Below are 21552 nucleotides of genomic sequence, written 5' to 3' on the forward strand. Positions count from 1 at the left end.
GCCGATGGGTGCGGCCGGAGTGGGACCGGGGCACAGCCATCGGAGGACTGGTCGATCCTCCAAGGTAGGGCGTCCGATCCGCAATACCCCGTTCACGGATCGGACCGGGCCGGGCCGGACCGGACCGCCCCGCCCGGCCACCGCCCGCGCTCAGCGGTACAGCACCACCCGCTCGACCGCGCTCCACGTCGTGCTGGTGACCACGTACAACGCGGCGGCCAGCGGCACCACCGCCACGGTGACCAGGGTGAAGAAGGACAGGAACGGCATGACCCTGGTGACCGTGCCGAGCCCCGGCACCTGCTCGCCCGCACCGGCCGGTACCGCGCTCAGGGCCGTCGTCCGCTGCGTACGCCGGACGTTGAAGGCGGCGACGGCCGCGACGAAAGCGAACAGACCGAGGTAGACGAGTCCGGCCGGCCCGAGGAGTCCGCCGTGGCCGAGCGCGTCCGTCCAGCGATCGCCGAGCGGCGCGGCGAACAGCGTGTGGGTGAGCAGGCCGCCCGCCTCGCCGCCGATCGTGGTGCTGGAGAACAGATGGTAGAGCAGGACGAAGGCGGGCAGTTGGAGGAGGCTCGGCAGCAGGCCCGAGAACGGGTTCACACGTTCGCGCTCATGCAGTTCCAGCACCGCCCGCTGGAGCCTCTCGGGGTTCTTCGCATGCTTCCTGCGCAGCTCGGCGAGCTCCGGTTGCAGCTTGGCGCGGGCTTGCTGACCGCGCGCCGCGGCCCGGGACAGGGGGTGGACGAGGAGTCGTACGAACGCGGTGAACAGGACGATCGCGGCGGCGGCCGCGGAGGCGTGGAAGAGCGGCTGGAGCAGATCTGCGAGCCGTTCGACCAGGCCGGCGAACACGGACATGAACGTGGACATGGGTGAGCCCTCCGGGGGTCTCGTCGCGCCGGGAGAAAGGAAGGTGTCGGCATGACGACCCGCGCGGGTCACACGTCTACGGATGAGCACATGCAGCGCATGCGGCATGTGCAACTCATGCAGCTCATGGAAGCGAGAAGCAACGAAGAAGTGTGGGCCCTACGCGGCGGTCGCCGGAAGGGCGCACCCCGGTGCCCGGGGACGACTGCGGCCCGGGGCGTCGGGGTCCCGTTGCGGCAGGAAGGCGGTGCGACGCTCCCGGTCGCGCAGGGCTGTACGCACCCGCGTCGGCGCCACGGCGGGCACGCTACGGGCGGCGATCAGCGCGCAGACGGCGAGTGCGGAGCCGGCCGCCGCGGTCGCGGCGAAGGCGAGGGCGACCGCGGTGTGCAGGCCCCCGGTGTCGAGAACCGCGACTTCGAGGAACAGCACGAGCAGCACGGCAGCGGGGCACAGATTCACCCGGCTACGGATCACCGACGCCCCTCCCCCTCCGCACAGGCTCGCTCTACACGGACTCCATCTCGATCGGCTCCAGCAACCTCTTCGGCTTGAGCATCGCCCGGCTGATCGGATCGGCCGGGTGCGGATCAGCTCCGGGTCCCGGCAACACTTCGACGTCCGGGACGGGTACGACGGTTCCGCAGTCGGGACATTCGCCGTACGGACCCAGTTCGCGTTCCGTCCCGCACGTCGCGTGCCGGAAGAGGAGCAGCCTGGCCTCGGTGTAGTGGTCGCGCCCCCACAGGCCGAGCGCGCGGAGGGTGGGCCACAGGGCGAGACCGCGGTCGGTGAGGACGTACTCGTCCCTCGGCGGCGATTCCTGGTAGCGACGCTTCTCGAGGATCCCTTCGGCGGTGAGGGTCTGGAGCCGCGCCGCGAGGACGGCGCGCGGGATGCCGAGGTGGACGAGGAAGTCGTTGTAGCGGCGTACGCCGTAGAACGCGTCGCGCACGATGAGCAGCGTCCAGCGCTCGCCCACGATCTCCAGCGCCCGGGCGATCGAGCACGCCTGTGTCGCGTAGTCCTTGCCGAGAGCCATGGCCCCACTGTAGCCACCCCCACCCGTCAGTTCAATGACCGAACCGACTTTGCCTCGCCTTGATTCAATGACCGAACCTGCACTGCTACGGTCGACCCCGAGAAGTTCAATGAACGAACTGACTGCATCCGACCGGCCCTCACCTGGAAGCGCAGGCCATGCCCCAGCTGGAAAGCACCGCAGCCACCGTCACCGCTCCCGCCTCGCCCCCTGTGGCCCAGGAAACCCCGCGGGCCCCCCGCACCCTCGCCCTGACCAGCGCGGCCACCGCCATGGCGCTGATGATCTACACGGCGCCGTCGGTCACCCTCCCGGACACCGTCGCCGCCCTGCACACCCCCGTCTCCGCCCAGGCCTGGCTGCTCAACGGCACCCCGCTGGGCCTGGCCGCGCTGCTCCTGGTGGCCGGCAGCCTCGCCGACGACTACGGCCGCCGCCGGATCTTCGTGGCCGGCACCGTCGCTCTCGGCCTCACCACCGTGCTCGGCGCCCTCACCACCTCGACCTGGCTGTTCACCCTGGCCCGCATCGCCCAGGGCGCGTCCAGCGCCGCCATCCTCGCCAGCAGCCTCGGCCTGTTGGTACAGGCCTATCCGAGCGCACGCGGCCGGCTGCACGCGACCGGTGTGTGGGGCGCGTTCGTCAGCGGCGGCATCGCCGTCGGCCCCCTGGTAGCCGGGGCGATGCCCAGCTGGCGGACCGCCTACGTCGTCCTCGGCGTCGCCATGCTCGTGGTCGCGGCCCTGTCGTCACGCGGCCTGTCGGAGTCCCGCGCACCCCGGGACGGCCGCCCGGACCTGGTGGGGGCGGGCGTTTTCAGCCTCGCCCTCGTCTCCCTGGTGGCCGCGCTGACCCTGGGCCGGGACGGCTGGCTGAGGACCCCGGTGCTCCTGCTGTTCGCGGCGGCCGCGGTCCTGGTCCTGGCCTTCGCCCTGATCGAGCACCGCACCCGCACCCCGATGATCGACCTCGCCCTGCTGCGCCGCCCGCGCTTCCTCGGCTCCGCGGCGGCCGGACTCTTCACGGGCATCGCGGTGATCGGCCTGTTCAGCTTTCTGCCGGCCCTGATCCAGCGGACGCTCGGCTTCTCGCCGATGCAGACGGCCTGGCTGTTCGTGATCTGGTCCGGACTGTCCTTCCTGGTCGCCCTCCAGGCGAAACGACTGGCGGGCCGCGTCTCCTCCCGCCACCAACTGGCCATCGGCTTCGCCCTGCACGCCGTCGCCATCGTGACCATGCTCGGCGCGATAGGCGCCCACTCCTGGCTGCGCATGCTCCCCGGCCTGGTGATCGGCGGCGTGGGCAGCGGCCTGCTCAACGCCGCGCTTCCGCTGGTCGCCGTGGAGTCGGTGCCCGCCGCACGGGCGGCGATGGGCTCGGGCGCCCAGCAGACGTTCCGCTACATCGGCTCCTGCGCGGGCGTGGCCCTCACCGTCGCCCTGGTCACCTCGGGCGGCGCCCCGGCGCACGGCGCGAACATCGCCTTGATCGTCTCGGCGATCCTGGCCCTGGTGGGAGCGGCCGGCGTCCTGGCCCTGCGGGAGCGGACCGTCTGAGACCTGGCCCTGCGGGAGCGGGCCGTCTAAGACCTGGCCCTGCGGGAGCGGACCGCAGTCGTCCACGCCGTACTGTGCATCCTCTACCGTTCGCCCACGGAGCCATGGGGCTGGCGAAAGCTTCTCATTACGCTGCCGGCTTCCTTGTTCATGCTCCCGGCACCGACAAAAGGCGGGCTGTTTCCCTTCAACGGCCCGATGTGGTCCATTTTCTTCGAACTGCTCGCAAACCTTTTGTGGGTGACGTTCTGGCGCCCCCTGCGGTCCGTTAAAACTCTCTTCGGAACCGTACTAGCCTGCGGTGTCCTTTATTCCCTCGCCCTCTTCCACTGGGGAACCGCGGCCGTCGGTCTGACCTGGGCGACCTTTCCCGGCGGGCTGGCGCGGGTGTGCTTTTCCTTCGGCGCCGGACTGCTGGTCCACCGGTTGCGGGACAGACCGCGCACCCCGGGCGTCCCGCCACTGCTGCTGATGGGCGCACTGCCCGCCCTGGCCTTGTTCAGCCCCGGCCTGGTCGCCCAGCTCCTGTGTGTTCTGCTGGTGTTCCCGCTCATCGTCCTGCTCGGCGCGAAGACCGAGCCCTCGACCGCCGTCGGGCGCTGCTGCGATGTGCTGGGCAAGGCGTCCTACTGCGTGTACGTGCTGCACCGGCCGCTGGGGGCCCTGGTGTACGCGGCGGCTCTGCAGTTCACCGGACGGGGGCTGGAAGCCTTCGCCCCTGGGGCGGTCTGGTGTTCCTGGCCGGGCTCGTGGCAGCGGGCCTGGTACTGACGGACCGGGTGGAGACCCCGGCGCGGAGGTGGCTGACGCGCCGTCTGGCCCGCGACCACCGCCGGCCACTGCCCGCTCCCCGCCACGGCGACGCGCCCCTCGCACCGGCCGACCCGGACCACGACGCCACCACGGCTCCACCACGCAAGCCGTAGTCACGGCCCCACACCGAGGGACACCCGCCCGGCGCTCACCCGCCCCCGCCGCCGGTCCCGTTCCCGTCCTCCGGCGCACGTGCGCTCCGGCCCCGGCCGACCGTCAGCGCCCAGCGCACGGCCGAGGACGCCTCGACGGACACCGTGCCGCCACGGTCCGCTCCCGTCAGCGCCATCTGGTTGCAGACGGAGCTGACCCGACCCGCCTGGCACTCCAAGGGGAACGAGGCGCCCACGGATCGCACCGCGACGCGGACACTCCCCCGCCCCTCGCACGCCACGGCGACGACAAGTGCGTCACCCTTCCCGCCCCTGCCGAACTCGATGCTCGCGCTGCCGCCGCCTGGCGCCCGACGACCCACGACGGTGTCCCCGCCGCCCAGCTGCGGCACCGCGAGCAGGGGCCGTCCGGTGCCGGCGGCCCCCGTCGCCTCATCGTGCTCGGGCGGAGGCGTGAACACCCCTGTCGGCGTGGGGCCCTTCCCGTTCCCGCCCGGCGCCGGTCCCCGTCCCGCGGCGGAGTGGCCGTGCGTACAGGCGACGAGCGAGAGCACCATCGCCGCATACGCCAGGGCCGGCCCCAGTGGAGCACGACGCGGCACACCGGTTCTACGAAGCACGTCCGACCTCCCTGACGACCCAGGCGACCACCCCGGTCGAGCCCTTGACGCCGTCGACGTCGATCCGGACGGGCCCGTGCGGGGTGATCCGCCGCCGCACCACCGACCGGTCGCACGGCACTCCTGTCTCCGTACCGGTGCCGGCCGGCGTGAACACCGCCCGCGCACTGCCCCGGCCGATGCAGACCAGGTCGAGCCGGTAGGCCCGGCCCCGGCCGAGCGAGGGCTCGGTGTGGATGCCCTCGGCGACACGTTCCGTCCCGGCCTCGACCATCGCCCCGCCGCCGCCGAAGCCGCCGAAGCCGCCGAGCATGGCCTCGGCCTGCTCACCGAGCTGCTTCTCGTCGAACTGCTGCGCGCCAAGCCTCTGTTCGGCGGCCCCGGCAGCCGCCCGGGAGGCACTCGGCGAGGCCGCGCCGGACGCGGCGGCCTCATGGCCGTCGGATGCCGCGCACGAGACGAGCCCGAGCGCCGCCGCCATCACGGCACCTGCCGCCAGCCGGGCCCGCAGGCGCGCAGTGGCCGTACTCGTAGAGATCATGACCGGTTCCCCCTGCGTCCTGAGTCCCGGGAACCGTACTGCCGGGCGACGAGCCCGCCGGAGGTTCTGAGCAAGACATGAGGTTCCCCCATCTCCGCTCCTCCTCGCCCCCACTCCTCCCCACCCCTGTCGTTCGAGGCCCCGGACGAACGAGGACCCCACGGCCGCCACCTGGAAGTGGACGGCGGACGCGGAACAACGCGCGATGCTCGTCAAGACGCGAGGCGCGATCAGCGGGGATCACCAACATGTCATGTACGCGCCCGCACCACCCCTGATCAACCAGGCTCGGCGCTCCGCCCGTTGATCCACGGGGCGGAGCGGCGCGTCCACACGGGGGTGCGCCTGTCATCGACAGGGTCGACCAGGAGAAGCAGGGTGCGTCAAGGCCTGATCCGCAAGGGGATCGCTACGGCGGTCGCAACGGTCGCGCTGCTCGGCGGCGCGGCGATCGCCGCGCCGAGCGCGAGCGCTGTCACCACCGCGAAGTGCAACCTCGACGAACCGGACAGGGACTACTACAAGATCGACACGGACGGGGTGAACCTCCGCAAGGGCCCCGGCACCGGCTACACGTCGCTCGGGCTGCTGAGCAAGGGCACCAAGTTCACGTACTACTGCACCAAGACGTACCCCGAGGTGTGGTGGTACGGCAAGGTGACCTCCGGCCCGCACAAGGGCCAGACGGGCTGGGTCTACGCCGACTACGTGACCTACTGACCGCACGAGGCCGGCGGGCACCGCGGCCCGAGCCGCCCGTCCCGCCGGCCCCTTCGTCCTCGCGCGGGTCTCCACCTGACACGAGGGTCTCTCCCGACACCGCACGGGAAACCCTTGACGGACCCCTGGCCTGGGAATCTCTCTCGTTTGTCGGTCGTCGGCAGTACGGTGTCCCCCATGCGCCCCGACACGCCTGCCGAGAACGTCGACCACAACGCCGAAGCAGCACGCCTGGAGCGGACTGCCGGCCTGTACCCCGAGGACGCCGAACACCTGCTGCTGCAGGCCGCGGCCCACCGGGAACTGGCAGGTGACCGCCCCGGCGCGACCGCGCTGTACGACCGCCTGCTGTCGTCCTCCGAACCCTTGGAGAACCCCCACCTCGTCCGCGCCCTGAAGGCGTCGAACCTGTGGGAGTACGACCATGAGGCGGAGGCCCGGGCGATCATCGACGGAATCCGCGCGTCCGCCACCCGCCAGCCGGCGCCCTGGCTGATCGTCGCGGAGTCGCTGGAGTCGCACGACGAGCTGGAGTCGGCGGAGGCGACATTCACCCAGGGGCTGCGGCTCCTGCTCGACGACACCACGGAGCCCCCGCAGTCCACGCACCCGCTCCTCTACGGCCGCCATCGGGTCCGCCGCATGCTGGGCGCGGCCCATGACGACTGGGACACGCTGGCCGACACCCTCCACTCCTCCCCGGTGTCCCTGGACGAGCTCCACGACCCGAAGCGGATCTGGTCCCTGGGTTCGGACAACCCGGCGGAGCTCCAGGCCGAGATCAGCCGCCTGCGGGCAGAGCTGGGCGCATACCGGGAGGCCCTGTCCCGCCCGTTCCCGGTCGCGGTCCTGCACTGGCCGGCCCCCGAACTCCAGGAACTGGTGTCGGCGTACCCGTCCCTCGCCACCGAGTACGCCTCCCACACGGAACACCAGGCGACGATAGAACGCTCCCTGAGGGAACTGTCCGCCTCCGGCACCCCGAACCTGGGCATCGTCACCGGCACGGTCCCGTCCTACGAGGCCTTCGCAGCCTCGGAGGGCACCACCCCGGGAGACACGGCCCTCCTCCCCCAGTACGCCACAACACTGGCGGCCCGGGGCCGAGCGGTTGTTTGGCCACCGGAGCGGGGCGGGGCGTGTTGGTGCGGGTCGGCGCGGGTTTACGAGGGGTGTCACGGAGGCTGACCGATTCCGCCCATCGTTGCAACTCATCGCCGTCGCCCTAGGAGCCGCAGAGAACCGGCGTGACCATGGGCGCTGCAGAGGACTACGCTCTGCGGTGTGTCCGAAGTCCCCGAGTGGAAGGCGCCGGAGGGTTCATGGGCTTCCTCCGCCGCTCGCCGTCGCAACATGCAGGCGATCCGCAGCCGCGACACCCAACCCGAAAGACTGATCCGGCGGCTGGTTCACGCGAAAGGGTTGCGCTATCGCGTCGCCGCCCGCCCCCTTCCCGGCCTTCGCCGGACGGCAGATATGGTATTCCGCCCGGCGAAGGTTGCCGTGTTCATCGATGGCTGCTATTGGCATGGCTGCCCTGAGCACTATGTCCCCCCGAGAACGAACCCGGGATATTGGTCAGAAAAAGTGCTACGTAACGTTCAGCGCGACCGCGACACGGATGAGAGACTCACGGAGGCCGGATGGCTCGTGCTCCGCTTCTGGGAGCACGAGCCTTCAGACGCCTGCGCTCACAAGATCGCCAATGTTGTCCTTGGGCGTCGCGGGGATTCGCGGGGCCACTGAAACAGGAAACTCCATCTGCTCAGGAACAGCTTCCCCAGATGCTGCTTCAGCGGATTCCATTTCGTATTCCTTGAGCAGTTCACCTCGATGTTCCGGGCGCAAGACAGCAGCGATGGCACGCCCCACAGCCTCAGCAACCGGGGGCGGAAATGCATTCCCCACCTGCCGGTAGCGAGCCGTTTTCTTTCCCTGGAATTTCCAATTACGTGGGAAACCCTGGATAATCGCAGCCTGCTCAACGGTCAGCATCGGGCCAGCTTCCCGGAAGAGGTCCCGTTCCGGATCACACTCTTCGGGATCGTTAGCAACACCCATAGCGTCCACGCCCATGGCTGCCCAAGCCCGCTTGGCCCTGGTAGGACCGAGGTCGGCACCGCCGTGCTTCCTCGACCCGCCCACAAGGGTCGGAGCTACGCCCTTGCCGGCCGCCGCAGCTTTCTCCGCAGCCTCAAGCCAGTCTTCATATACGTCCCCCCCTGTGCGATCACCGGGCCGGGCGGGATGCCCCCACTGGTTCTTATCCCAGAACTCTTTACAGCGCTCCCTCATGGTCCTTTCGAGCTTCTCCGCAACCGTGGCACCTCCCCCTTTAAGGAGCTTCGGCCAGGCGAAATCAAAATCACTGCCAGCGAGGATATCTTCACGGAAGGCAACAAGAATCGCACGGGGACGCAACTGCGGCACACCAAAGTCGCTGGCGTCAAGCCGCCGCCAAACCCCTCTCATCGCTAGGTCCTGGTTCGCCGGAAGCGAGCTTTCGTCAACCTCCGGGACAGAATACCCGGCATCTCGCAGCTTTCCGAGAATATAATTGCGGTATTCGATGAAAACCTCAGGAGGCTCAAGAATCCCTCGCACATTTTCAATCATGACCGCCTTGGGCTTCAAGGCCCTGACGATCCTCAGCGCATCCGGAAATAGGTCGCGCTCGTCATCCGGTCCGAGCTGCTTTCCGGCCAGAGAGAATGGTGGGCATGGGACACCACCGGCGAGCAAGTCAAGATCGCCCTCGTTAAGCCCAAGGCTCGCATGCACTTCCGAGCCAAGGAATTCCCGGACATCCATCGGTTCGAGGCTCTGCGCCTTCTTCCGGGTCCACCCAGGCCAGCCACCTACGTTCGCCCGAAGCGTCTGCACCGCATGGCGATCCCACTCAACGAGCGCAAGGTGATCAAAGCCGGCGTCGTGCAGCCCAACGGCTTGCCCGCCGGCCCCCGCACAGATCTCGATCGAGGTCAGTGGCGAGGCGAACTGCGGACGCTTCCGGCCGCTGGCGCGCATGGGCGCTCCTCCTGGTGTGGCGAAAAACACGCGTTGGACTTCGTCGGGACAGTGATCATTGTCCCGACGACACCAGGAGTCTCCCAAACTCAATCCGTCAAAGCCACCGACTGCTCATGTGGCTCAGCAAGGCCTCGATGTCGCTCGGTGCAAGGCCAGCCGCAACAGACGGCTCTTCTTGCAGGTCAGAGAGCTGCTGGACGGTCGGGTCGTCCAGGATCTTCCCCATGAACTCCAGTTTCTGCTCCAACCGCGCCGCAACCACCTCATCAATGGTGTTCCTCACAGCCAGGACCGTCACCCGGGTATCCGTCCCCGGCTCGAGGCCGAGGCGATGGATCCGGTCAAGGCTCTGCAGGAACCGTCCCGCCATGAAGTCACGGTCCACATACACAGCGTCGTGACAGACGTGGTGCAGGCTGATCCCCTCTCCGAGGGTCGCGGGGTTAGAGATCAACACCATGCAGTTCGGGTCTTCCCGGAAGCGTCGCAACTGTTCATCCCTGTCGGGCGTACCCCCGTAGACAACGGCTGGACTGTACTTCGCAAGCAACTGCTCCAGAGTCGTAAGACTCCGCACAAACGTGGTCCACAGCAGTGTCTTTCGGCCCCGCTCCGCATTCTCTGCGACTATCGCTGCCGCCTCCTTGTACTTGGGAGACAACTCGTAGTCGGGCAGGTTCTGCATGAGGGAGTACAAGGAACTTCCCTGGGGGATGTCCATTGGCGGCAGCTGATACGCCAACGGCTCATACCTGCTACCGCCCTCAAGGAGCAGGGCTGGACTCGTAGCTGCCATGAGCAGCCGTAGAGCCGTCTTGCCGAGCGAGCTGAGGTCCTCCCTCGCCGCTCCGCTGTTCATACCACCGACCAGAGAACTGTAGATTTCGTCATGCAACGGAGGCATGTCCAGGTGCCGGATCGCAAGGTGGACAGGAGGAAGGCCCAGCTCCTGCTTCGTCGTCCGGGTGAACAGTGGCCGGAGAACGGTGCTGGCGTAGGCAAGGTCTCCGCCCGCCACAGCTCGGACTACGGTGCGCTGGCCGTGGCCCGGCCAGACGAAGCCCAGCAGATTCTCCAGGTCCTTCGATCCGTTTGGCGCTGGCGTCCCAGTAAGGATCATTCGCCGCTCAGCAAGGGGACCGAGTGCCATGCACGCGGCGCCGTACGTGCCTCGTGCGCCGAGCTTCATCCTGTGCGCCTCATCAAGGATGATCATCGAAGGCGCCGCTTTCAACCAACTAGCCAACGTGGCCAACGAGCGGTCCAGCCGTTCGTAGTTGACGATAAGAACCTCTGCCCATTGATCCATTGATCCATCGAGAACGTGGGTCCGCAGTGGATACCTGAAACATACGGCGGTCTCGTAGCGCCAGGACTCGTAGGCCGACTTAGGGCACACCACCAGCACCCGGCTCACGCTTCCTTGAGCCTTCTGCGCGGCGTAGACCGCAAGAGCTACGCGTGTCTTGCCCGCACCGGGGACGCTGAAGTTGGCCCCATGCTGGAGCGACAGCAGCTTTGCGATGTCACGAAGCTGGAATGTGCTGAGTTCAGCTTCCCACGTGTCTCCGAGCAAGCTCCGAACTGAGCTAGGGGCAACCTCACCCTGCGGCCGAGAACCAGCAAGCCGTGCCTCGACTGTGTTCGCATCCCTGACGACGCTCGTCACGAGGTTGCGCAGCTCAGGAGCCCACTCCACTCCCTCGTGATGAGGCCAGCCGCCAAGAACCGCAAGGTCGGCGAGCAGTTCGTCGAGGGCGACTGATGCGCTGAGCGGGCCGAGCTGGCCGCCCGTGCGGAATCGGGCGGCCAGTTCGACGAGGTCTTGCTGGTACTGATCAGTTGTCCTGAGGACGACTCGTGTGCGCGTCTCGTCAAGGCCGAGGTGCAGGGACGTTTCCGAGTTGTCCGTCACCGAGAGCCCTCCGCAGCCGCGGCCTCCAGCAGCCAGGCAACTCCGTCCCCAGGATTAGGCAGGCCACGGCCGGCCTGCTGTGCCAGCTTCCGAAGGCTGCCACGGAGCTTCAGCACCGCCTCGTCGAAGACCTCCTCATCCAGGCTCCGGGAGGTACGGGCCTGGACAAGGTCCATCACGCACTGATCGATGCTCGCACAGGCCTCTGCAAGGCGAGCAGGCGCAAGCTGCTTGCGCTTCCGCAACCGTGCGTTGCGGCCAGCAGCGTCAATCGCCTCGTCAAACGCCCTCCTCGCTTCGTCGAGTACGGCCTGGCCCTGTGCTTTGTCACTATCGAACAGCTCCGGACCAGCACTCCGAGCCGCAGCGCTGGCGCGGAGAATCTGATCGTTCAGCGCCCGAGCCTCGGAAACGGCAGAGGAGGTCGAGGGTACCGTCAGACCAAGTCCCGGAATGGACACTGCATCCGGCTGTGGTGCGTCGGAGTCGCCCATGGCCAGCGTGGCCGGCAATGTACGGCCCAGGTGCCCCTCCTTCAAGAACTCCTCGTCGATATGCCGGACGTCGGTCTTCGAGAAGTCCAGGAGGATAGCGGCCAGCCGCCATTCCTTGAGGACCTCCGCCTGGTCACGGTCGACGGTCTCAAGTTTGACGTACAGGCGGTGGAGTTCCTTGAGACGCTCCTGCGCCCCCTCCCAGTCCACCAATCGCAGCGCGACACCTCCGCCGCTCTTGCTCCGGTCGATCAACTCCTTGATCGTGCTCAGGATCCAGCGCTCCTGGTGATACGTCTTGACCTGGATCCTGAATTCCTTGGCGATCTGCTCCGGCGTCCGGCCGAGCGCTGCCTGCTCCTCCATCGCCAGAAGCTTGTTGATGAACGTGTAGTCACGACGATGGTCCTTGCGCAGCTGCAGGGACAGTTCGACGGCGTTAATGTCCGCCCATGTGAACGACTCAGGCAGGACCCCAACCCGCATCGACTGAACACCAAGCTCCCGCAGCGCGGCAGCGCGCGTGTTGCCATTCACCAAGATGCCGTGATGTGTCACGAGGCCAGGGTCGTTCTGGCCGAACTGCTTCAGGCTGTCCTTCAGTGTGTCGAACTCCGGGTCCCGCAAGTTCGGATCGGCCGGCGACGCCTGGAGCAGGAACTTCAGATAGTCCTGGCTTTCGGCACTCCAGGGGTCCTTCTCCAGGGCCTCGTCACGAGCCGAGTCATGGCTGCGCTGGGCACGGATCCGGTGCGTACCCGGGTTGAAGTACAGCCCGTTGAGCGGGAGATCAATCACCTCAGCGTGGGCCTGCTGCTCATTCCAGTCCACCGTGACGGTCTCCCTGGTGCCGCCGGCGGCCTTGACCTCCTCCACCTTCTTTTTGATCAGTTCACTGAACTCGGCCGCCCGAGGCGGCGGCGGAAACTCCCGTAGCATCGCTTTCCCCGTTCTGTCCTAGTCGTCCATGTCATCGAGCGTGTCGGCAACGGCCTTACGAGAGTCCTCAGGCAGAGTCCTGTAGAGGCCCCAGATCTTCTCCATGGGGCTGAGGGACCGCTGGTCGGCAACAATCCACGCCGAGAAGACCTGTCGTTCCATAGGAGACAGAGCTTCCGCCAAGTCGAGGATCACTCCCAAGTCGACTTCTCGATCGGCTCCGCCCGCCCCACACCGCTTGCATTCCGTGACGAGCTGATAGTCGACCGTTCCGTCCGGCATCAGCACCTTGCGGCGAGCAACGTTCAACACCGACAAGGTGATGCCGTCCTCGTACGCCTCGCCGCCCGCGATGCCGCACGAACGGCACAGGTAATTGTCAGCCTGGAACACCTTCAGGCGCTGGGCCGCCGTGAGGCTGTTCTTGTGCTTCGGCGCCTTGGACTTGCCCGGGATCCAGACGTCCTCGCCCCTGGCCACGAAGCGCTGCTCCTGCTGCTTCAGCGAAGGGTCATCGCGGCTGGTGTCGATGCGCCAGCCGCGATCCCGCAGATCCCGAATGCGCCGGTCGATCTGAGCGACATCCGGGAAGGCCGCGCGCAACTGTGCCTTCGTAAAGATCTTGTCCTCGCCCACTACAAGAAGAAGCCACAGCGCCGCACGCGCCATGCTCCCCAACTTCGTGTCCTGCCAGGACGGCAGCGTCATCCAATGCCTCCGGTCATGTCGCGCGGCATACCGCATCAAGCCAGTGCAATGCACAGCAAAACTGCACAATGCAGGCTTGCACCCCCCGCTTCTCGAGCGGCTCCTTAGCCAGTCTGACACCACACCCCGAAAGGAAGTCCAGCGCCAGAACACTTGCTCCAGAAATAGCAAGGACCAACTCCCCGCCGTTCGGGCACAATTGCGGGATCGGGATCACAGCCCCGTTTGAAACCCGGAGACAGAGCGGCATGACAAAGCGCAGCACCGGCACGGCTCAACTTGACTGGATCGAGAAGGAGTTCGGCAGTGACGTTCCTGCTGGCAAGCGCGCCCTCGCACGGGCACTACAAGGGCTCTGCCGTCACTTCGCCGATGTCGACCAATCGGGCATACCCACCGGAAAGCGACCAACTCAGGCCAGAGCAGCAAATCGCATTTTCAGCAACGAAAGCTCTCTGTCCAGATTCCTGAGCGGGGACTCCGTCCCCAGCCTGAGAATCATCGAGGAGCTGTACAGAACGGCCTGCTCAGACACTGGCGGGGAAGGCCGCGTCGGCATCACGCTTGAGGAACTCAGGAACCTCCGCGACCGGGCACAGGCCGAGAGGCGCTGCCGCAACTGCGCCGAGCTGGTTGCAGAACTCGCCGAAGTCACCCAGCGCCTCCGCGAGGCGAAGGCCGAAGGCAGTTCCCTGCGGCAAACCAGTGAGCACAACGCCAAGGAGCTTGAAGCCCTACGCGACGACGTGAGGATGCTGACGGCAGCGATCACAGAACTGAAGGCAACCAGGGCCGGCTTGCAAGCCCGTCTCGCGGTTCACGCGTCGTCGGCTCCGCTGCCGGTCCCCCGCCGGAGGGGGGACCGGCAGCGGAGGAAGAACGATGTTGCCGCCACTCGCCTGGTGGCCAAGCAAGCGGGAGAGCTGCACAGCGGCGGCCGGCGGGACGCGGCACTCTCTCTGCTGCGCCACACCTCGGAGGTACTCAGCCACCCTGAGACGGCGACACTGCTTGGCCTGCTGAGACGGGAACAGCAGGACAGCCTCGCTGACAACTTGATCCACATCTACGGTCGGGATCAAAACTCCCAGGACATCCTGCACGTGGCTCTGGAACTACATAAGCAAGGCGCTACCGATGACGCCGGCGCGCTTCTCCGAGCCGCACTGGAATGACTGTCGGCACGCGCTTTGCGGCTAAGCCGCCCCCGTCTCGGCTTCGTAGTGCGTCTGCGCCCGATCGAGGATGTCGTCCGGGTCATGGCCCTGCGCGGCAGTCCAGTGAAGGAGGTCAGCGATCAGCTCAATTGCCGCCTGCTCAAGGACAGCGTTCCGTTTGCCACCCTGGAGCACAGCCTCGCCGGCGGAGCCCCGATAGCTCTTGAGTGCCTTCACGGCGCGTTCGATGCGTCGGTACGCGGGCTCTGGGCTGAACGCAATCTCGCACCAGACCGCCTTGCCAGCAGCCGTCAGGCCCACCCCCCAACTCAGGGCGAGTGCCGCGATGAGGTGCAGGCCGCGACCGCGCTCCTCGTCGCAGCCTGGGCTGCTCAGCGACGGCAGCTTGCCGCTCTTGTCATGCACTTCGACGCGTAAACGCTCTTTCTGGCACTCCAGGACCAAGGTCGCTGACACGCCCTCGCCGACGTGCTTGATGACATTCGTTGCCAGCTCCGAAACGAGAAGCTCCACCTCATCGGCAGCGGTGGGCGTCCCCCACTGCCTGAGCTGCGCAACAGCGGCTCTCCGGAGCAGAGACACCTCCGTCGGTACCGCCTCGAAAGGCAGAACACAGCGGAGTCGGGGCTCGGCAGCCTCGCAGCAAGTCATGGTTGCTCCTCCCTCCCAGGCCACAACACGCACTAAACCCGTCGTGTCGGCATGGATGCACTGCGTAGCGGTCGTGAGCCCGAGGATGGCACAGAGAAATCTCGCTGTGTAACTTCTCACGAGAATCCATCGAGTGAATCTGGTGGTCGGGCTCCTCTCGGGCTGCCTAGCCTGATGCGCGTCGCCGGGCGTGTCGCCCGACGCTCGCGCAGAGGAGCCGCATGTCCGTACGAGCCACCACCCGCCGTCGGCAACTGGGCGCAATGATGCGCAAGTTGCGTGCTCGCAAGGGACTGACACTTGAGGAAGCCGGAGGGCTTGTCGGCGTATCCAAGGCGACGGTCAGCAGGTATGAGACTCAGGCAGGTCCAGTCAAGTGGATCGTGGTGGATGCACTGTGCCGGGAATACGGAGCAACCGAGGCTGAGCGGCGCGCCGTAGTCGCGTTGGCGAAGGACGCCAAGCAGCAAGGCTGGTGGCGCTCCTTTGCCGACTCCATCCCGGAGAGCATGAACCTTCTGCTGACACTTGAGGACGAGGCTGTCCGCGAAGACCACTTCTGCTGCGTCTACGTCCCTGGTCTTCTGCAGACCCGCGGTTACAGCACCGCGCTTCAGAAGGCCAATGAAGTGCCGCTGGAGCCAGAAGAGGTCGAGCGGCTCGTGGATATCCGCATGAAGCGGCAGGAGGTCCTCACCCGCCAGAAGCCTCCGCGGCTGTGGGCGATCCTGGACGAGTCCGTGATTCGACGGGTTGTCGGCTCGTCAGAGATCATGAAGGAGCAGCTCGACCGGCTGCTCGAAGCGAACGAGTCTCCCCACATCACACTCCAGGTGCTCCCCTTCTCCAAGGGAGCCCACGCTGCAGCGCTTGGGAGTTTCGTGATCATTGGTGGCGCCGAAGCAGCCCTCGACGTGGTGTACGTCGACTTCCACACGGGGTCACTCTTCCTCGAGAAGGACGAGGAGCTAGAGCGATACAGACTTGCGTTCGAGTATCTCAGGGCACAAGCGTTGGACATGGAGGCTTCCTCCGCCATGATCCACCGCGCCCGCCAGGAGCTGTGAATGACCGCTGATTCTCCGTACCCCTCCGAGCCGATGTGGTTCAAGTCGTCGTACAGCGGCGGCAATACCACCGAGTGCGTGGAGTGTGCGTACGTCACCAACAGCACGCTTATACGGGACTCGAAGGTCGCAAGTGGGCCTGTCATCGCAGTCGGACGCGAGGCGTGGCGATGCTTTTTGAGTGTGGTGTGTCAGGACACCCCAGCGCCCAGCACCTGACGGCTCCACGAGCCGCCTGCGCGGCCGGCGCCCGTCGTCTTGGGCGGAGCGTGGGTGCCGCTCAGCCTTGAGACTCTTGTGGCCCGGTTCTACGAGTCGGACAACCCCGGGCAGCGCCGCCGCCGAGGCCCTCGTCGGGGGGCTGAAGGCCGCGCCTGCCTGTCAGGGCCCGGAGGTGGTGTCGCTCGTGGGTGGCGCCCCGGCGTCGTGTGCGGCCTCCGGGCCCTGAGAGGTCGTCAGCCGAACTGGCCCGGCTGGTAGTCGCCCGCGGGCTGCTGGACGAGCACGTTGATGCGGTTGTACGCGTTGATCAGAGCGATGATGCCGACCAGCGCGGCGAGCTGGTCCTCGTCGTAGTACTTGGCGGCGTTCGCCCAGACCTCGTCGGGGACGCCGCCCGCCGCGTCGGCGACGCGGGTGCCCTGCTCGGCCAGTTCCAGGGCGGCGCGCTCGGCGTCCGTGAAGACCGTGGCCTCCCTCCAGGCCGCGACCAGGTGAAGGCGCTGGTGGGTCTCCCCCGCGGCCACGGCGTCCTTGGTGTGCATGTCGGTGCAGAAGCCGCAGCCGTTGATCTGGCTGGCGCGGATCTTGACCAGCTCCTGGGTCGCCGCCGGCAGCGTCGAGTCGGAGATGACCTTCCCCGCCGAGTTGATGTGCCGGAGGTACTTGGCGCCGACGCTGTTGCCGAAGAAGTTGAGACGAGCATCCATGGTGATCTCCTTTTTTCCTGGCCGTGGTGACCGTTACACAGCACTGACGGAGCGGAACGACGCGATGTGACAGCCAGGGCGGGGATGTGGGGTGTGACCCGCGCCACGCCTCCAGTGGGCGCGTCACGAGGGGCGGGTGAGGGGCCGGACGTCTGCGTACGGGGTGGCGCGGCTCGCCCGGGCACCCCGGCGACGTGGGTGATCCACGTGCGGAGTTAGCCTCGTCGGGCCGGGGTGCGCGGTCGGGGACAGGGCCGCGCGGCCGGCTCGGAGTCGTACAGCGGAAGGCGGCAGCAACGATGGCGAAGGTTCCTACGGCCCTGGTGGCCGCGAGTGGGCTCGTCGGCGGGTACGGAGTCGCCCGCTGGAGCAAGAAGCGCCAGCTCGGCGGGGCCGTGCTGGCCGTCGCGGGGGCCACGGCCGCGCAGCGGTGGCGGCGGCAGGCCGGGGGACCGGCGGCCGGGGCGCTGACCGCCGCGTATGTCGCCGCGTTCGCCGGGTCGCATCCGCTGGCCAAGAAGGTGGGCGCCTGGCCTGCCGTGTTCGGGGTGGCGGGTGCCGTGGCCCTGGCGTCGTGGGCCGTGGCGGACCGACGCGGTTAGCCTCCGGTTCTCTCCGGACGCCCGCCGGCGCTCACGCCACCGGCCGCGCTCGGGCCGCCTCGTTCCCGGTGCGCCCGGTCGGCCGGGCGTCGCCCGGTCCCCGTACGCCCTGGAACGTCTTGCGGTACGCGTACGGGCTGGTGCCCACCACCCGTTTGAAGCGGTCCCGGAAGGCTGTCGGGGAGCCGAAGCCCGCCTGGGCCGCGATGCGTTCGACCGGGTACGACGTGGTCTCCAGGAGGTACTGGGCGCGCCGGATGCGGGCCCGGTGCAGCCACTGCAGGGGCGTTGTGCCGGCCTGTTCGCGGAAGCGGCGGTTCAGGGTGCGGGCACTCATGCCCGCACGGGCCGCGATGTCGTCCAGGGTGAGGTCCCGGTCGGCGTTCTCCTCCAGCCAGCGCAGCAGCGGCTCCAGGGTGTTCCCGACGGGGGCCGGCGGCCGGGCGTGGACGATGAACTGGGCCTGGCCGCCCTCCCGTTCGAGCGGCATCACCGACAGCCGGGCCGCGTCCGCCGCGACCGCCGAGCCATGGTCCTTGCGGATCATGTGCAGGCACAGGTCGAGCGCCGCCGCCGCGCCCGCCGAGGTGAGGAACTGGCCCTCGTCGACGTAGAGCACCTCCGGGTCGACCGTCACCTCCGGGTGGCGCTCGGCGAGCAGGGGCGCCGCGACCCAGTGGGTGGTCGCCCGCCGCCCGTCCAGCAGACCCGTCGCCGCGAGCACGAACGCGCCCGCGCACACGGAGGCGATACGGGTGCCGTTGGCCGCGGCCGCGCACAGGGCCTCCTTGACGCCCGCCGGCAGCGGCAGGGCCGGGGTCGCCGTGCCCGGCAGGATGATCGTGTCAGCCTCCGCCAGTGCCTCCAGCCCGTACGGGGCCCGGATCCGGAACGTCCCCGCGTCGACCTCCTCCTGCGGTGCGCAGATCCGCACCCGGTACGCGGAGCGGCCGTCGGGCAGCCGGGTGCGCGAGAAGACCTCGATCGGGGCCGAGAGGTCGAAGGGGATCACCTGGTCGAGGGCCAGGACCGCCACGGTGTGCATGGCGAGAGAGTAGGGGTACGACGGGTTCGTGCCAAGGCGGGTACGAGAGCAGGCGGGGGGATGTGCGCAGGTCGGCGGGCATCCGTAAGGTCATCCGTGTCGTGGCCGGAATCTGTTGAGGGGTGGCAGTTTCGCCACTGTCTGAAGATCGGTCCGGCCCCTAGCCTCGGCCCGTGACCAAGTTCCTTCTCGCCGTCCATGTCCTCGCCGCGATCGTCGCCATCGGGCCCGTCGCCGTCGCCGCGAGTCTGTTCCCGCCCACCGCCCGCAAAGCGCTCGCCGAGCCCGGGGAGGCCCGGCACCACCTCGGGCTGCTCCACCGCATATGCCGGATCTACGCCGTCGTCGGCGTCGTCGTCCCGGTGTTCGGGTTCGCCACCGCGAGGAACATGGGCGTGCTGGGCAGCGCCTGGCTGATCGTGTCGATCGTGCTGACCGTGCTCGCCGCGATCGTCCTCGCCGCGCTGGTGCTGCCCCGGCAGGAGGCGATCCTCGAAGGTGTCGACGGGGGGACCGTCGGCGAGCGGGCCACCGTGCGGCTCGCCATGGTGACCGGGATCTTCAATCTGCTGTGGGCAGCCGTCACCGTGCTGATGATCGTGCGTCCCGGGTCGACCACGGGAGCCTAGGTCTCACAGGGGGTTTGCGAGGGTCAGGTCCTCCCTGGCCCACTCCCCCCTCAGGGCGCGCGCCACCGAGGCCGCCGTCAGTACCCCGGCGGAGATCAGCAGGGTGAAGAATCCCCAGGCCAGCGGCCAGACCGAGGCGTCGGGCCCCGGGTGGGTGCGGAACGAGACACGCATCAGCGCGGCCGGGGGTGCCGCCACCAGCAGCACCGCCCAGCCGAGCCGGTCCCAGTGGCCGAAGTAGGCCGCGAGGAGCAGCAGAGCCAGCCCGAGGAGAGCGACGCCGACCGCTGTCACAGGGGTCGTCTCCTCGGTGGCGCCGGGGGTCGTGGGCCGGTTGCGCAGGTCCCAGGGCAGGCACAGCAGATACGCCACGGCGGCGAGGGCCGCACCGAGCAGGCGGATCAGCCAGCGCGCGGGCAGAGGGCACGTTCGCAGGGGGCGGAGCAGCTTCTCGGTCATGCGTACGAGGATTCCGGCGCCGCGACGGGGCCGACAGAGTACGGGTACTCGGGTACCCGTACTCATCCGACTCGGCGTCTTGGGGCTCCGGGGGCCATGCGGTCGTCGGGGTGGCGGCTATGGGGTCGCCTTCGCGCTCGCCGCTTGGGCTACGGGGTCGCCTTCGCGCTCGCCGCTTGGGGCACCGCCGTCAGCGGCAGGGCGATGTCCTCCAGCGAGCGGCGTTCCGCGCGTACCGCGAGCAGGGCCGCGACCAGGCCCGCCGCGCACATCAGGCCCGCTCCGATCTGGAAGGCGAGGACCGTGTCGCCGACCTTGCCGGTGCTGGTGAGGTCCGCGAACAGCAGGGGGCCGCTGATGCCGCCGGCCGCGGTGCCGGTGGCGTAGAAGAAGGCGATGGACATGGCCCGGGTCTCCATCGGGAACACCTCGGAGACCGTCAGATAGGCGCTGGAGGCGCCCGCCGAGGCGAAGAACAGCACCACGCACCAGCAGGCCGTCAGGGTGCCCGCGGTCAGCGAACCCCGGCCGAAGAGCCAGGCCGTGCCGAACAGGAGCAGCCCGGACAGCAGATACGTCGAGGAGATCATCACCCGGCGGCCGACCGTGTCGAAGAGCTTGCCGAGCAGCAGCGGGCCGAAGAAGTTGCCGATCGCGATGACGGCGAAGTAGTAGCCGGTGTGATCGGCCGGGACATGGAAGAACTTGGTGAGGATCGCGCCGAAGCCGAAGGTGATGGCGTTGTAGAGGAACGCCTGGCCGATGAAGAGGGAGAAGCCCAGGGCGGCGCGCTTGCGGTACTGGGAGAAGACCGTGCGGGCGATGTCGAGGAAGCCGATGGTCTTGCGCTGGTGGATGGTGATCTCGCGCTCGGGCCGGGGCAGCGGCTCGCCCTTCTCCGCCTCGACCTGCCGTTCGATGGCGGACACCACCTGTTCCGCCTCCTTCTCCCTGCCGTGGATCAGCAGCCAGCGCGGACTCTCGGGCACGTGCCGCCGCACCAGGAGGATGACCAGGCCGAGCACGACACCCAGCGCGAACGTCAGCCGCCAGCCCACGTCCTTCGCCAGGATGCTCGTGTTCAGCGCGAGGATCGACAGCAGCGAGCCGCCGACCGCGCCCACCCAGAAGCTGCCGTTGATGATCAGGTCGACGCGGCCCCGGTAGTACGCCGGGATCAGTTCGTCGATCGCGGAGTTGATGGCCGCGTACTCACCGCCGATGCCGAAACCGGTGAGGAAGCGGAAGAGGAAGAACCACCAGGTCTGGAAGGAGATCGCCGTCAGGGCGGTGGCCGCGAGGTAGACCGCGAGGGTGATCATGAACAGCTTCTTGCGGCCGTAGCGGTCGGTGAGACGGCCCCAGAACAGGGCGCCGGAACAGGCGCCCGCCACATACAGCGCCGCCGCCGTGCCGGTGACCTGGCCGGAGCTGATCGCCAGTCCGCTGCCGGACTCCGACAGCCGGCTGGCGATGTTGCCGACGACCGTGACCTCCAGGCCGTCGAGGATCCATACCGTGCCGAGTCCGATCACGATCGTCCAGTGCCAGCGCGACCAGGGCAGGCGATCGAGTCGAGCGGGAATCGCGGTGGTGACCGTGCCGGGCTGTGGCGCGGTGACGGACAT

General features: G+C 68.1%; 24 protein-coding genes. 10 read left to right on the forward strand and 14 right to left on the reverse strand.

Annotated features, from left to right (window positions below; all coding sequences use genetic code 11):
- Positions 1–150 precede the first annotated feature (150 nt).
- The 3 genes from yidC to AB0L95_RS24010 form a co-directional block, all read right to left on the reverse strand.
- Positions 151–861 (reverse strand): membrane protein insertase YidC, encoded by a 711-nt coding sequence (gene yidC, locus AB0L95_RS24000; protein ID WP_365164552.1) that lies wholly within the window; start codon positions 859–861, stop codon positions 151–153.
- Between the two features lie 171 nt (positions 862–1032).
- A complete protein-coding gene (locus AB0L95_RS24005; RefSeq protein ID WP_365164264.1) occupies positions 1033–1350 on the reverse strand; it encodes a DUF6412 domain-containing protein in 318 nt (105 codons plus the stop codon).
- Between the two features lie 31 nt (positions 1351–1381).
- Positions 1382–1915 carry a helix-turn-helix domain-containing protein gene (locus AB0L95_RS24010; RefSeq protein WP_365164267.1) on the reverse strand — a complete coding sequence of 178 codons (534 nt, stop codon included), beginning with the start codon at positions 1913–1915 and terminating at the stop codon, positions 1382–1384.
- Between the two features lie 158 nt (positions 1916–2073).
- Here AB0L95_RS24010 and AB0L95_RS24015 point away from each other — a divergent pair, with 158 nt between their 5' ends.
- Both AB0L95_RS24015 and AB0L95_RS24020 read left to right on the forward strand, forming a co-directional pair.
- A complete protein-coding gene (locus AB0L95_RS24015; RefSeq protein ID WP_365164269.1) occupies positions 2074–3471 on the forward strand; it encodes an MFS transporter in 1398 nt (465 codons plus the stop codon).
- 132 nt (positions 3472–3603) lie between these two features.
- Positions 3604–4242 (forward strand): acyltransferase family protein, encoded by a 639-nt coding sequence (locus AB0L95_RS24020; RefSeq protein ID WP_365164554.1) that lies wholly within the window; start codon positions 3604–3606, stop codon positions 4240–4242.
- A 190-nt stretch (positions 4243–4432) separates the two neighbouring features.
- Here AB0L95_RS24020 and AB0L95_RS24025 read toward each other — a convergent pair whose 3' ends face one another.
- Together AB0L95_RS24025 and AB0L95_RS24030 are read right to left on the reverse strand one after the other, a co-directional pair.
- The gene (locus tag AB0L95_RS24025; RefSeq protein ID WP_365164272.1) at positions 4433–5017 is read right to left on the reverse strand and encodes a hypothetical protein; all 585 of its coding nucleotides are present in this window, start codon (positions 5015–5017) and stop codon (positions 4433–4435) included.
- Positions 5007–5558: a hypothetical protein gene (locus AB0L95_RS24030; protein ID WP_365164275.1), complete on the reverse strand. Its 552-nt coding sequence runs from the start codon at positions 5556–5558 to the stop codon at positions 5007–5009. The genes AB0L95_RS24025 and AB0L95_RS24030 overlap by 11 nt, the downstream gene beginning before the upstream one ends.
- A gap of 378 nt (positions 5559–5936) precedes the next feature.
- Here AB0L95_RS24030 and AB0L95_RS24035 point away from each other — a divergent pair, with 378 nt between their 5' ends.
- From AB0L95_RS24035 to AB0L95_RS24045, 3 genes are all read left to right on the forward strand, one after another.
- On the forward strand, positions 5937–6278 hold the full coding sequence (locus tag AB0L95_RS24035; protein ID WP_365164278.1) for an SH3 domain-containing protein: 342 nt from the start codon (positions 5937–5939) through the stop codon (positions 6276–6278).
- 177 nt (positions 6279–6455) lie between these two features.
- Positions 6456–7466, forward strand: a complete 1011-nt coding sequence (locus tag AB0L95_RS24040; protein WP_365164280.1) for a hypothetical protein — start codon at positions 6456–6458, stop codon at positions 7464–7466.
- A 96-nt stretch (positions 7467–7562) separates the two neighbouring features.
- On the forward strand, positions 7563–8024 hold the full coding sequence (locus AB0L95_RS24045) for a very short patch repair endonuclease (RefSeq protein ID WP_365164283.1): 462 nt from the start codon (positions 7563–7565) through the stop codon (positions 8022–8024).
- Here the strand turns inward: AB0L95_RS24045 and dcm are convergent.
- The 4 genes from dcm to AB0L95_RS24065 all read right to left on the reverse strand — a co-directional run bounded on the left by dcm (position 7956) and on the right by AB0L95_RS24065 (position 13364).
- Positions 7956–9305, reverse strand: a complete 1350-nt coding sequence (dcm, locus tag AB0L95_RS24050) for a DNA (cytosine-5-)-methyltransferase (protein ID WP_365164285.1) — start codon at positions 9303–9305, stop codon at positions 7956–7958. The two genes, AB0L95_RS24045 and dcm, sit on opposite strands and share 69 nt — an antisense overlap.
- Positions 9306–9402: 97 nt before the next feature.
- The gene (locus tag AB0L95_RS24055; protein WP_365164287.1) at positions 9403–11223 is read right to left on the reverse strand and encodes a DEAD/DEAH box helicase; all 1821 of its coding nucleotides are present in this window, start codon (positions 11221–11223) and stop codon (positions 9403–9405) included.
- Positions 11220–12656: a hypothetical protein gene (locus AB0L95_RS24060; RefSeq protein WP_365164289.1), complete on the reverse strand. Its 1437-nt coding sequence runs from the start codon at positions 12654–12656 to the stop codon at positions 11220–11222. Before AB0L95_RS24060 ends, AB0L95_RS24055 begins: the two co-directional genes overlap by 4 nt.
- Before the next feature lie 18 nt (positions 12657–12674).
- Positions 12675–13364: a hypothetical protein gene (locus tag AB0L95_RS24065; RefSeq protein ID WP_365164291.1), complete on the reverse strand. Its 690-nt coding sequence runs from the start codon at positions 13362–13364 to the stop codon at positions 12675–12677.
- A 248-nt stretch (positions 13365–13612) separates the two neighbouring features.
- On the opposite strand from AB0L95_RS24065, the gene AB0L95_RS24070 reads away from it, so the two are divergent.
- Positions 13613–14539, forward strand: a complete 927-nt coding sequence (locus AB0L95_RS24070; RefSeq protein ID WP_365164293.1) for a hypothetical protein — start codon at positions 13613–13615, stop codon at positions 14537–14539.
- Between the two features lie 21 nt (positions 14540–14560).
- Here the strand turns inward: AB0L95_RS24070 and AB0L95_RS24075 are convergent, their stop codons facing one another.
- On the reverse strand, positions 14561–15193 hold the full coding sequence (locus tag AB0L95_RS24075) for an ATP-binding protein (protein ID WP_365164295.1): 633 nt from the start codon (positions 15191–15193) through the stop codon (positions 14561–14563).
- A 221-nt stretch (positions 15194–15414) separates the two neighbouring features.
- Here AB0L95_RS24075 and AB0L95_RS24080 point away from each other — a divergent pair, with 221 nt between their 5' ends.
- Positions 15415–16260: a helix-turn-helix transcriptional regulator gene (locus AB0L95_RS24080; protein WP_365164297.1), complete on the forward strand. Its 846-nt coding sequence runs from the start codon at positions 15415–15417 to the stop codon at positions 16258–16260.
- A gap of 33 nt (positions 16261–16293) precedes the next feature.
- On the forward strand, positions 16294–16479 hold the full coding sequence (locus tag AB0L95_RS24085) for a DUF397 domain-containing protein (RefSeq protein ID WP_365164556.1): 186 nt from the start codon (positions 16294–16296) through the stop codon (positions 16477–16479).
- A gap of 236 nt (positions 16480–16715) precedes the next feature.
- Here AB0L95_RS24085 and AB0L95_RS24090 read toward each other — a convergent pair whose 3' ends face one another.
- Positions 16716–17189 carry a carboxymuconolactone decarboxylase family protein gene (locus tag AB0L95_RS24090; protein WP_365164299.1) on the reverse strand — a complete coding sequence of 158 codons (474 nt, stop codon included), beginning with the start codon at positions 17187–17189 and terminating at the stop codon, positions 16716–16718.
- 299 nt (positions 17190–17488) lie between these two features.
- Between AB0L95_RS24090 and AB0L95_RS24095 the strand changes: the two genes are divergently transcribed.
- Positions 17489–17791, forward strand: a complete 303-nt coding sequence (locus AB0L95_RS24095; protein WP_365164301.1) for a hypothetical protein — start codon at positions 17489–17491, stop codon at positions 17789–17791.
- Positions 17792–17822: 31 nt separating this feature from the next.
- On the opposite strand, the gene AB0L95_RS24100 is transcribed toward AB0L95_RS24095, so the two are convergent.
- A complete protein-coding gene (locus tag AB0L95_RS24100; protein ID WP_365164303.1) occupies positions 17823–18836 on the reverse strand; it encodes a helix-turn-helix domain-containing protein in 1014 nt (337 codons plus the stop codon).
- A gap of 173 nt (positions 18837–19009) precedes the next feature.
- Between AB0L95_RS24100 and AB0L95_RS24105 the strand changes: the two genes are divergently transcribed.
- Positions 19010–19465: a hypothetical protein gene (locus AB0L95_RS24105; protein WP_365164305.1), complete on the forward strand. Its 456-nt coding sequence runs from the start codon at positions 19010–19012 to the stop codon at positions 19463–19465.
- Positions 19466–19468: 3 nt separating this feature from the next.
- Here the strand turns inward: AB0L95_RS24105 and AB0L95_RS24110 are convergent, their stop codons facing one another.
- Together AB0L95_RS24110 and AB0L95_RS24115 are read right to left on the reverse strand one after the other, a co-directional pair.
- Positions 19469–19924, reverse strand: coding sequence for a hypothetical protein (locus AB0L95_RS24110; RefSeq protein WP_365164307.1), 456 nt, complete (start codon positions 19922–19924; stop codon positions 19469–19471).
- A gap of 149 nt (positions 19925–20073) precedes the next feature.
- Positions 20074–21552, reverse strand: a complete 1479-nt coding sequence (locus AB0L95_RS24115) for an MFS transporter (protein WP_365164309.1) — start codon at positions 21550–21552, stop codon at positions 20074–20076.

This window comes from Streptomyces sp. NPDC052036 (genome assembly GCF_040680495.1).
In the GTDB taxonomy this organism is placed as follows: domain Bacteria; phylum Actinomycetota; class Actinomycetes; order Streptomycetales; family Streptomycetaceae; genus Streptomyces.

Excerpts from the sequence above, each read along its gene's own strand:
- yidC (WP_365164552.1), bottom strand. The coding sequence starts at position 861 with ATGTCCGTGTTCGCCGGCCTGGTCGAACGGCTCGCAGATCTGCTCCAG.
- AB0L95_RS24010 (WP_365164267.1), bottom strand. The coding sequence starts at position 1,915 with ATGGCTCTCGGCAAGGACTACGCGACACAGGCGTGCTCGATCGCCCGG.
- AB0L95_RS24015 (WP_365164269.1), top strand. The coding sequence starts at position 2,074 with ATGCCCCAGCTGGAAAGCACCGCAGCCACCGTCACCGCTCCCGCCTCG.
- AB0L95_RS24030 (WP_365164275.1), bottom strand. The coding sequence starts at position 5,558 with ATGATCTCTACGAGTACGGCCACTGCGCGCCTGCGGGCCCGGCTGGCG.
- AB0L95_RS24040 (WP_365164280.1), top strand. The coding sequence starts at position 6,456 with ATGCGCCCCGACACGCCTGCCGAGAACGTCGACCACAACGCCGAAGCA.
- dcm (WP_365164285.1), bottom strand. The coding sequence starts at position 9,305 with ATGCGCGCCAGCGGCCGGAAGCGTCCGCAGTTCGCCTCGCCACTGACC.
- AB0L95_RS24060 (WP_365164289.1), bottom strand. The coding sequence starts at position 12,656 with ATGCTACGGGAGTTTCCGCCGCCGCCTCGGGCGGCCGAGTTCAGTGAA.
- AB0L95_RS24065 (WP_365164291.1), bottom strand. The coding sequence starts at position 13,364 with ATGACGCTGCCGTCCTGGCAGGACACGAAGTTGGGGAGCATGGCGCGT.
- AB0L95_RS24070 (WP_365164293.1), top strand. The coding sequence starts at position 13,613 with ATGACAAAGCGCAGCACCGGCACGGCTCAACTTGACTGGATCGAGAAG.
- AB0L95_RS24075 (WP_365164295.1), bottom strand. The coding sequence starts at position 15,193 with ATGACTTGCTGCGAGGCTGCCGAGCCCCGACTCCGCTGTGTTCTGCCT.
- AB0L95_RS24080 (WP_365164297.1), top strand. The coding sequence starts at position 15,415 with ATGTCCGTACGAGCCACCACCCGCCGTCGGCAACTGGGCGCAATGATG.
- AB0L95_RS24085 (WP_365164556.1), top strand. The coding sequence starts at position 16,294 with ATGTGGTTCAAGTCGTCGTACAGCGGCGGCAATACCACCGAGTGCGTG.
- AB0L95_RS24090 (WP_365164299.1), bottom strand. The coding sequence starts at position 17,189 with ATGGATGCTCGTCTCAACTTCTTCGGCAACAGCGTCGGCGCCAAGTAC.
- AB0L95_RS24095 (WP_365164301.1), top strand. The coding sequence starts at position 17,489 with ATGGCGAAGGTTCCTACGGCCCTGGTGGCCGCGAGTGGGCTCGTCGGC.
- AB0L95_RS24100 (WP_365164303.1), bottom strand. The coding sequence starts at position 18,836 with ATGCACACCGTGGCGGTCCTGGCCCTCGACCAGGTGATCCCCTTCGAC.
- AB0L95_RS24110 (WP_365164307.1), bottom strand. The coding sequence starts at position 19,924 with ATGACCGAGAAGCTGCTCCGCCCCCTGCGAACGTGCCCTCTGCCCGCG.
- AB0L95_RS24115 (WP_365164309.1), bottom strand. The coding sequence starts at position 21,552 with ATGTCCGTCACCGCGCCACAGCCCGGCACGGTCACCACCGCGATTCCC.